The sequence below is a fragment of the Oleiphilus sp. HI0061 genome, from assembly GCF_001635675.1.
In genome coordinates, this window is the sequence record NZ_LWFE01001114.1 from 1 (window position 1) to 5427 (window position 5427).

General features: G+C 42.8%; 4 protein-coding genes and 1 pseudogene. 3 read left to right on the plus strand and 2 right to left on the minus strand.

The window, feature by feature from the left end; translation table 11 throughout:
- Both A3735_RS31070 and A3735_RS16405 read left to right on the plus strand, forming a co-directional pair.
- Nucleotides 1–306, plus strand: a pseudogene (locus A3735_RS31070) (hypothetical protein); the annotation flags it as partial.
- A gap of 178 nt (nt 307–484) precedes the next feature.
- Nucleotides 485–1237, plus strand: a complete 753-nt coding sequence (locus A3735_RS16405; protein WP_082880424.1) for an outer membrane beta-barrel protein — start codon at nt 485–487, stop codon at nt 1235–1237.
- 37 nt (nt 1238–1274) lie between these two features.
- On the opposite strand, the gene rlmKL is transcribed toward A3735_RS16405, so the two are convergent.
- Nucleotides 1275–3488 carry a bifunctional 23S rRNA (guanine(2069)-N(7))-methyltransferase RlmK/23S rRNA (guanine(2445)-N(2))-methyltransferase RlmL gene (rlmKL, locus tag A3735_RS16410; RefSeq protein ID WP_068512355.1) on the minus strand — a complete coding sequence of 738 codons (2214 nt, stop codon included), beginning with the start codon at nt 3486–3488 and terminating at the stop codon, nt 1275–1277.
- Between the two features lie 343 nt (nt 3489–3831).
- Here rlmKL and rmf point away from each other — a divergent pair, with 343 nt between their 5' ends.
- A complete protein-coding gene (rmf, locus tag A3735_RS16415) occupies nt 3832–4041 on the plus strand; it encodes a ribosome modulation factor (protein WP_068509010.1) in 210 nt (69 codons plus the stop codon).
- A gap of 46 nt (nt 4042–4087) precedes the next feature.
- Here the strand turns inward: rmf and A3735_RS16420 are convergent, their stop codons facing one another.
- A complete protein-coding gene (locus tag A3735_RS16420) occupies nt 4088–5110 on the minus strand; it encodes a quinone-dependent dihydroorotate dehydrogenase (RefSeq protein ID WP_068512352.1) in 1023 nt (340 codons plus the stop codon).
- Between the last annotated feature and the right edge of the window lie 317 nt (nt 5111–5427).

The following is a 5427-nucleotide window of genomic DNA, read 5'->3' on the forward strand; positions in this document are numbered from 1 at the left end:
TTTCTTTTTGATCAAGGTGTTTCCGGGCCTGACGTAATTCGAGAACTAAACCAGGACTTGGATGGCCAAACAGTTTTTATTGATGGCCTAGATGAAGATGAAGCCTTATTAGAACTGCTATTCGAGACTTATAATAACGAACTAGGCTTTGAAATAGCTTCAATCACCCAGCTCTTTAGCTCTCACCCACTAGAAACGCTGCTAGCGAAACGAAATGACCTGGCTATCGAGAACCAGCTTGATATTGACTCAATTGAAGACAATGTTCGCGCACTGCTTCACCTAAGCAAAGAAATCCTAACTTAGCATCTAGAATTTCTCAGGTTCAATTCACAACAACGCTCAGCAAACCCAATATTATGTTTTACTTCAATAAATTGTGNATCGTATCGAAGCACATTTGGTAATATCGTGGCACCATATTGCATTCCGTAATTCAATACCTCAATGCAAGCTATCAACCGTAGCAAAACCGGATCTACAAATGGATCAACTAAAATTAAGGATGCCCAGCAACATGGTTTGCAAACGCTTCGCACTCGCCCTAGTTTCAATTCTGCTATCTATTTCTACTTTGACTCAAGCCAACGATGATAACGGTTTTTTTAGCAACCCTGGCCCTAAGTCCGAAAGAAACTACTTATCTGTCGGTCTTTCTTTGAACGAATTCAACAGGCTCAACCTTAATCTCGTCCTCTCTGACAGCGTATCTTACGAAGATAGAACTGAAGGCTCTCCGGTTTTATCATTCAGCGGCCTTACTGCACAAACCTACGGCCTTAGCGTTATTTATGGTAGCTACCTAGATGACACTTTCAAAGCAGAGTTTCGTTACGGCAAGGGAATCAAAGAAGACACGCTTAAAGGAGCAAAGGATGTCAACCTAGATCATTGGATTGCGACATATATGGGAGCCGAGCAAGAGATTACAGATTATTTTAATGCTTACGCACTACTTGGACTATCTTACTACCGAGCAGATGTAACGCGTCATGAAGTTATTAGAACCGTCTCGGAAAGTGCTATTTCTAACGCGGAATCAGCGGTTCAACCCAGCCCATTCGTGGCCGAGTCACATTTATTTAAAACGAACTTCAGTTTAAGCTGGATTATCGGAGGAGACTATAAGCTGAGTGATCAGTGGTATTTATCCTTTGAATACGGTCGTTTGCTCAAGGACACTGATACGAATATCGAAATAGATCAGTACAGTACCTACCTAAAGTTTGAATTCTAAGGATAAGCCCACTACTCAAACCGACTAAGCAAATTTCCTAGCCGCGCTCTATTTTCCAGCATTGGTGAATATGACTATTGCGCTCAAAATCTTTATCCACTGACATTTTGGTAAAGTCTGTGACCTTATAGTTTGCGCTCAAGCCTGGATCAAGCTTAAACCTTCGCAGGTTATTCGAGAAAACCAGCACCCCCTTTTCAGACAGCAAGCTCATACACTGCTCTATGAGTACGACATGATCACGCTGAATATCCAGCACCCCCTGCATTCGTTTAGAATTAGAGAAGCTCGGTGGATCTAGAAAAATCAGATCAAAACTGGCTTTTTGTTCCTGTTGTGACTTTAGCCACTCAATACAATCTGCCTGAACTACTTTATTGTCACGAAGCGCTAGCCTATTGAGCGCCAGATTTCCCTCGAACCAATTCAAGTAGGTCTTTGACATATCAACGCTCAAGGTTGATTTCGCACCACCAAGTGCGGCATAAACACTCACCGCACCTGTATAACAAAATAAATTTAAAAAGCGTTTATCTCTGGCATTATCATAGACCCACTTTCTAATGGGACGATGATCGAGAAACAACCCGGTATCCAAGTAGTCCTTTAGGTTTACCTTGAATCGCGCACCACTCTCACTTACTGTAAAAAAGTCTTTTTGAGATGCTTCTTTTTCGTACTGTTTAGTACCTTTTTGTATCGAACGAACTTTTAAAGCAATTCGCTTCGTCGGTATCGTTGCACCATTAAAACTAAACTCGCTTAATACCTTAAGCCCCTCTCTTAGCCTTTCTCGGCTAGCTTTCTCATCAATAGACTTTGGCGCTTGATATTCCTGGACATGAAGCCATGTAGTTTGATCAATGCTTTGGTACATATCGACTGCGAGCGCAAATTCCGGCATATCAGCATCGTACAAGCGATAGCAGCTAATCTCATTTTTCTTAGCCCACTTACCGAGGGTCTTAAAATTCTTCTTAAGGCGGTTAGCGAACATTTCAGCACGCTGTGGATTCGATATCTTCCAGTTGCTAGATGAATGTTCTAATTTAGAGGAGCTCGCAGCATCTTTGTAGCGATTATCCTTATCAAGACTAAATAAGATGAGTTGACTTTCGATAGCGCCATTAAAGAGTTTATACTGTTTATATGAACGCCAGCATATGGCCTTACCTAAATCTGCATTTCCTGTAAATACGCCGGCACTCCATCCAAGCAAGTCTCGCTCAAATAGCTCACCCAACACACCATACAGCGTTTTAAGGAGGTTAATCTCGCCCAAGCGCTCTCCATAAGGAGGGTTCGTTAGCAACAACCCCGCCTGATCATGTTCAGCAAGGGTAAAATCTTCTAGTGAGCGTTTCTCCACATGAATAATCTTATCAAAGCCTGCCTTTCTAACATTATCCCAAGCTTTCGCCACAACTCTAGAATCCTGATCAAAACCAGTAATACGCCCCTGATATGAACCTAAGCCTTTTTCGAATGAATCTAAAGCAGCCTGACGAAGCGCACTCCATAATCGCTCATCATGACCTTTCCAACACTCAAACCCCCAGCGCTCGCGAGCAAGTCCTGGCGCTTTATTGGTAGCAAGCATTGCCGCTTCAATAAGCAAAGTGCCAGAGCCACACATTGGATCAATAAAACTAGCGCTGTCGTTGTAACGCTTAGGCCAGCCACTCAGCAAAAGCAATCCGGCGGCAAGGTTTTCTTTGAGTGGCGCAGCACCGGTAACAGAACGATAGCCGCGTTTGTGGAGACTTTCACCTGACAAGTCGAGGCTTACGTTAATTTTCCCTTTTGCCAACCTGGCTGATATACGGATATCAGGCTCGGCTCGACTAACTGAGGGCCGGTCCCCAACAAGGTCACGAAACTTATCAACAATTGCATCTTTTACTCGCAAAGCACCAAAGGTAGTGTTGTTGACATGTTCATTTTGCCCAGAGAAATCGACCGCAAAACTAGCCGTACAATCGAAATATCGACTCCAGTCTATAGAATAAGCTGCGTCATAAATTTGATCAGCCGTTTCCGCTTTATGTGAACAAAGCTCAAGTAAAACCCGATTTGCAACTCGCGACCAAAGTAATACACGATACAACAAAGATTTATCTAATTCGGCACTCACGCCAGCAGGCGTTGACTTTGTCTGCTCGACTCCAAAACTATTGAGTTCTTGCTCAAGAACGTAATTTAGCCCTCGGGGGCACGTTATAAAAACATTATATGAGTCGTTATTTCGCATGTGTTACCAAATTAATACAAACTGAAATTAAGAAATAATCGCGCATTCGAACACGTTACACCCTATAAAACAAGCTATTACGGAAGCTTATACTAAAGCTATATATAAATAGTGTTTTATAGAAAGAATTAGTCATGTACTTTAGACAGAAATTTAGCTTAACTAAAAGTCCGGCCCAGTAAAGACAAGCAAAGCTTATTGCCGCCGGCAAAACACTATAACAATTCATTTGCACTCAATAGGAGTTGAATTACCTTTAAGCTTCGTAACCCCTTCGGGTACAACGTTGCTGCGCTACTTATAAATAACAATGTTTAAAGCATGTTCATGAGGTTCATAACGAATGAAAAGACAAAAGCGTGATATTGATCAAAGAGCATTTAAAAAAGGTTATCAAGCAGGCATTACAGGAAAATCAAAATCTCTCTGCCCTAATTCTACTACCACCGCAAAGCAAAACTGGCTAAGTGGCTGGCGTGAAGGTAGAGGCGACAACTGGGACGGTCTAGTTGGAGTATCCGGTATTCACAAACTCCCCGGGATCACAACATAGCAAAAATTGAAATTGAAAAGGCCCACATCAGGGCCTTTTTTTATGCTTAACGCATCGACTTAATCGCTAAGGCAGCATCTCTTATTAAAGCAGGCCCCTTATAAATGAAACCTGTATAGATCTGTACCAGGCTTGCCCCGGCATTAATCTTATCCACCGCATCTTGACCGCACATAACCCCCCCCACGCCAATAATAGGCAGACTCTCTCCAAGTTCGGCTTTCAGCTGAGAGATCACCTCGGTCGATCGCGTCGTTAACGGAGCACCACTCAAACCACCTGCCTCGTGCGCATGGGGGTAGCCCTGAACAGCCTCTCTAGCCAATGTAGTATTGCCCGCAATTACACCATCCAGTTCACGCGCTTTTAGCGACTGCGCAACCATCACAAGCTCTTCGTTAGTCATATCAGGAGCAATTTTGATTGCAGTGGGGACATAACGGCCATGCTTCTCTGCCAGTTTAGCCTGCTCTTCCTTAATCGCGTCAAGCAAAGAGTTCAGAGACTCACCAAATTGAAGGGTACGCAAGCCGGGCGTATTGGGCGACGAAACATTTACAGTTATATAGGTAGCACGAGAATAAACCGCGTTAAGGCATTTTATATAATCTGAATTCGCATCCTCAACAGCCGTATCAAAATTCTTCCCAATATTAATTCCAATAGGATTTTTGTACTGACTCGCTGCAACCTGCTGCAACAGGTGCTCAACCCCTTCATTATTGAAGCCCATTCGATTAATAATTGCCTGGTTCTCTTTCAGGCGAAATAAACGAGGTTTGGGATTTCCCGGTTGTGGTCGAGGAGTGATTGTACCCACCTCGACAAAACCAAAGCCCATTCGGCCCAGCGCATCAATGTGATCGGCATTTTTATCCAAACCTGCTGCGAGACCGACTCGGTTTGGGAACTGTACCCCCATCACTTCGACTGGGTCAGAAACCACATCTGGCAAAAATGGTGAAATCAACCCCAAACGATTGAACGCGCTCATCCAATCCAACGAAAGCTCATGAGCTGTCTCAGGCGGCAGTGTAAATAATAAGTTTCGTAAAAGTGAATAAGACATATACAGACCCGACTTTAAAAAATATTAACAAGTGCATTTTATAGACAAACATAATCGGCGTTCATTATATACACTTGTTCACAGGTAAACGAAAAGAAAATACTGGCAAGTCCATTCGGCAAAAAAAGACAAGCAAAAAAATTGCATTTTTTACTATTTTTTTTGCTAATTTCCGCCTCTAGCATGTTGACTTTCAAAGCGACTTAAATTCAATCCCCGTTAAGACAAAAGCATTATTACGCTTTTGACATTTATCCACCAATTCTGTGGATAACTTTGTTGAAAACTTAAGTAAAGACGGTCAAACCCCGCTAGAA

Bases quoted from the DNA above. Each gene is read 5' to 3' on its own strand.
- rmf (WP_068509010.1), top strand. From the start codon at position 3,832: ATGAAAAGACAAAAGCGTGATATTGATCAAAGAGCATTTAAAAAAGGT.
- A3735_RS16420 (WP_068512352.1), bottom strand. From the start codon at position 5,110: ATGTCTTATTCACTTTTACGAAACTTATTATTTACACTGCCGCCTGAG.
- A3735_RS16405 (WP_082880424.1), top strand. From the start codon at position 485: ATGGATCAACTAAAATTAAGGATGCCCAGCAACATGGTTTGCAAACGC.
- rlmKL (WP_068512355.1), bottom strand. From the start codon at position 3,488: ATGCGAAATAACGACTCATATAATGTTTTTATAACGTGCCCCCGAGGG.